General features: G+C 36.7%; 4 protein-coding genes. 3 read left to right on the forward strand and 1 reads right to left on the reverse strand.

Translation table 11 applies throughout. The features are described from left to right. The 3 genes from BLS65_RS18550 to BLS65_RS17305 all read left to right on the forward strand — a co-directional run. Nucleotides 1-622: hypothetical protein (locus tag BLS65_RS18550; protein WP_212590590.1), on the forward strand; the 622-nt coding region annotated here is incomplete at its 5' end. Between the two features lie 176 nt (nucleotides 623-798). Beyond that, entirely contained in the window at nucleotides 799-1689 is an 891-nt protein-coding gene (locus BLS65_RS17300; RefSeq protein ID WP_092441043.1) for a glycine zipper family protein, read from the forward strand. A gap of 5 nt (nucleotides 1690-1694) precedes the next feature. Then, nucleotides 1695-2372: a hypothetical protein gene (locus BLS65_RS17305; protein WP_125869946.1), complete on the forward strand. Its 678-nt coding sequence runs from the start codon at nucleotides 1695-1697 to the stop codon at nucleotides 2370-2372. Nucleotides 2373-3507: 1135 nt separating this feature from the next. Here BLS65_RS17305 and BLS65_RS17310 read toward each other — a convergent pair. Next, nucleotides 3508-3771, reverse strand: a 264-nt coding sequence (locus tag BLS65_RS17310; protein ID WP_139180984.1) for a heavy-metal-associated domain-containing protein, incomplete at its 5' end; no start/stop codon positions are given.

Here is a 3771-nt window from a genome sequence, read left to right on the forward strand (position 1 = left end):
GAGTAATTCTCATCTTCCTGTTCTGAAAAAATGCAATTCCTTTCTCTCCAATCAATCCTATAAGTTGCATTTGTTACTTGAATTTAGGAATCAATTAGCTGAAAATATTGAACATATTTATGAAGACGTTTTAAAGGTCGAATCTGAAAGAAAATGGCGGTATGATTTAAATACTGGAATGGCAGTTCTAAAAAACAATAAAACTCCATTATTAACGGCATCTGAAAGATTTGATAAAAGTAAAAAGAATAAACAACTGCTAAAATTTGTATTCAATGATATTACATATTCATTAGCCTTGTCTGTAGTAATATTTATAGGACTTTTCAGTAAAAATCTAATTGATTCATTAAAAGTAGAAATTGTATTAATAGTAATTGGGATTTCTTTCATAATATTTAAAATCGCGAGATTTATGACAAAACTTGAAATTTCTTCTTTCGGCAAGAAGCGATTTCTAAACAGAGAATATTCTGATTATTTCGAGCAATTTGGGCAAGAAACTGAATTGGTCGCCGAAAGGAATTATACAATATCATTAGAAAACAATTTCGCGGATAATGGTAATTACTCATTATTTTTAATGTTACTCCGTGCGAAAGAAATCGTTCTTATAAAATGAAATATTTCAGGTCAACAAACGCTAATTGAAACCCTATACGTAATTTATATTCATTACAAATAGAATAACCTTTGAAAAATAAATGATTTTTGCTTGTCACAAAATGGCTCTTTTTGGCATATATAAGTGAGAGGATACACTTCTCGGATTGGAAATAATTAAAACCATCATTTAGAATGAAAAAAGTAAGTTTGTTTTTATTGTGTTCTCTTTTCGCTGTTGTCGGGTGCGAAAAGCAATCGGATGAAGTCATTAAAGTAAGTGATTTCCCAACTACAGTGGTAAGTGGTGCATTTAAGTTTGCTCTTAAGTCTGTATCTTCAACAACTAGGACTCAAATACCATCTGAAGAAGAGTTCGAAAAGAATATGGTCAAATACATGGTTGATGAGCAAGGACCCACATTTGAAACCGACTACAATGAGGCCAAATGTATTAATCTTTTCAATAAAAAAGTTGTAGCCATTGATGCCATTGAAAGTGCTGATTTTGAATCGCCGGATTTTAATTCTGCAAAATTTGTAGATGTCTTTTTTAAATCTTTAAATATTTCTGGTCTTTTCGCACAAGAAGCTAGTGCAATGTCCCTAAACGCAAGCGTATTCATGAATAATTTTTATGAAGAGTTGGAGACTAACTTCAAGAGTTTGTCACTAAATGCATTAAATGCAGATAATATTGATGAAAATAAGTTTACCGACGCGTTAACTTCATTTGGGAACAAGTATTTATTGCAAGCAGAAAGTTTACAGGTTAATCTACAGGAAAAAGTTAGAATAAAAGCAGGTATTCAAATGTTTCTTTCAAATATTATTCCCACAGTTGGTTTTGCTTTTTCTGATACTGCAATGGATTCTGGAAGCGCTAGCAGATCATGGTTTAAGAAGCTATGTAAATATGTTGCAAAAGCGGTTGTTGTAGTTGCATGTTTAGTTGGTGGGGCTGTTGCAGGGATTGCCGTTGGTACACTTGGAGGTGAACCGGGTATGGTCGCTGGCGCTGTGGCAGGTATCGTTGGCGGATACTATCTTCAGTCCCATCTAAATCGTCAAATTGACAAATGGTGATGAATATGAGAGCAACAACATTTTTAGTGGCGATATTAACCGCTTTCGCAATAAAAGCAACAGGGCAAGTAGTAACTGAACGTGTTTATTCTGGTAATTTCGTTGTCGTTAATTGCCCATTGCTCGGCATAAACTCATTTCGTGCTCATTTTAAAATTGAGAATAACTCATTAATAATTGAACCGAGTAACCATCAAAAATACCTCACATCGGCCATTATCCCGTTTGATTCCATTGCCACGATTAAGCGTTTTTTACATAGAAATTTTAAAATACGGCTTACAAATGGAGATCGTTATCGGCTATTTCTGAATAATTCTGACGAATTTTCTGCTGCCACTCTTGATGTTAGGCCTAAACCCTTTCGCCGTCCATCTAGAATAGTTGCGGCAAATGGTAATGAGATTGTATCAAAGGTTTTGGTTTGGGGTTTTGGAGGTGCTATTGTAAAGCCATTTCGTATAGATGGAGTAACTACGTTTAGTGACAGCTCTATGTCTTTTATGCCAGTTAAATTCGCTTCAATTGGACGGCGATTGGAAATTCCTTATGCCGAAATTAAGCAGGTAAGAAAAACCTTTCCATGGAAAGGGGTTAAAATCAAAATGAAGGCGGGAAACTCTTTCTCTATTTACTCTTCAGACCAACGATTAAGAGAATTTTTACTAAATCGATTAAAGTAAACCTAAGGAGGGGGTAATTCCCCTCCTTAGGTTTATATACGTAACACTTATAACTAATTTACTTAGGTTGAAAAATCCAGAATAAACAGATACGTCCCCCGATCGCGCGTACATGCTGTTCGTGCGTACCAGCCCGACACAAGAGCAAATATAGCAAAAACCCTTTAGCCTGCTGGCAAAAAAGCGTCCTGGCCCAAAGTGCTGTACTACCAACAGGCCGTTCCGCCTGGCTGCAGTGATCTTTCGTTGTAGCGTATGGGCAACATAACTTGTCGCGCCCCGCTCGAGCAGTGCTATATGTACGCGTTAGCAGGATTTGTTTTCGAATGTTTCTCCATTAATTCATAGGCACCACATCCTTTAGTTTTTATTATCAGTATAGTAATGATTATTACCATACCTCTGGATATAATGAGGCCTACAAGGTAAAGGATTATACCCAAATCACTGCGTTTAATTAGAAACTCCCAGTTGGCTTTAAAGTCGACTGTATTCCAGTCTTCTTTATCATACCATATTTCAACCGGTTTGTTGCTCTTTAGAAACTCAGTAATAAGTTTGTAATTTTTTTGTTGTAATGATAGAAAGTGCCTTTCTCAGTAATTATCTTCATTTCTGAAGAATCGCATTTTATCTCAGTCCTACCAAAACTGTGGCAAATGAACGTTGTAGGAAGGTTTCATAAGCAAAGAAAAAATTAAAACTAGGGATAAAAAATACAAATTAATCCAACCCATGCGTTAAACCAGCCCAATTTCCACCTACTATTACCCATCGTTATTGTTTGTTTAGTTCTGTAATAATTTCATTAACCAGTTTTTCGAACTCACCTGTTACCTCTTTGGCTTTCTTGTCTACCAGCCCTACCTAAGAGCATGAGCCAAGCATAACCCTCCTGTAAAATTTCAAAGATGTTGGATCGTATACCCCTATAGGAACATTATTCCCAACCATATATCTGCTGAAACCTTATTAATGTGTGCGAACAAGCAAATGGAACATGTGGCATCGATACCATCCAGTTAAAAGAATACCTTACAAAATAATAAGCCCCGATAGCTTTTGAACTGAGCTACCGAGGCATTCTATAGGAGTATAAAATCAGCATGCTTGTGCGGATGGACTACCTTCTACTTTATTTTCGATACCAGCAGCATTCGGGTAAGCTATTGTAAACTGCATTGGATGCTTTGAACTTCTCGGTATCGTGTCCAACCTTGGCCAAGGCTTTTTGAATGGCCGTTACGCTTGTTTTGGTGGGGTCGAACTGAACGTGCAGTAGCTGGTTGTCGGAACTCCATTCGGCTGAGGCCACCCCTTTCACTAGCTTGGCAGTGGATTCTATGCGCTCCTTGCACATTTGATATTTCGGTGATATTGTGCCACTTGTTTCGGTGAT

Origin of the sequence: Williamwhitmania taraxaci, from assembly GCF_900096565.1 — a bacterium.
GTDB lineage: Bacteria > Bacteroidota > Bacteroidia > Bacteroidales > Williamwhitmaniaceae > Williamwhitmania > Williamwhitmania taraxaci.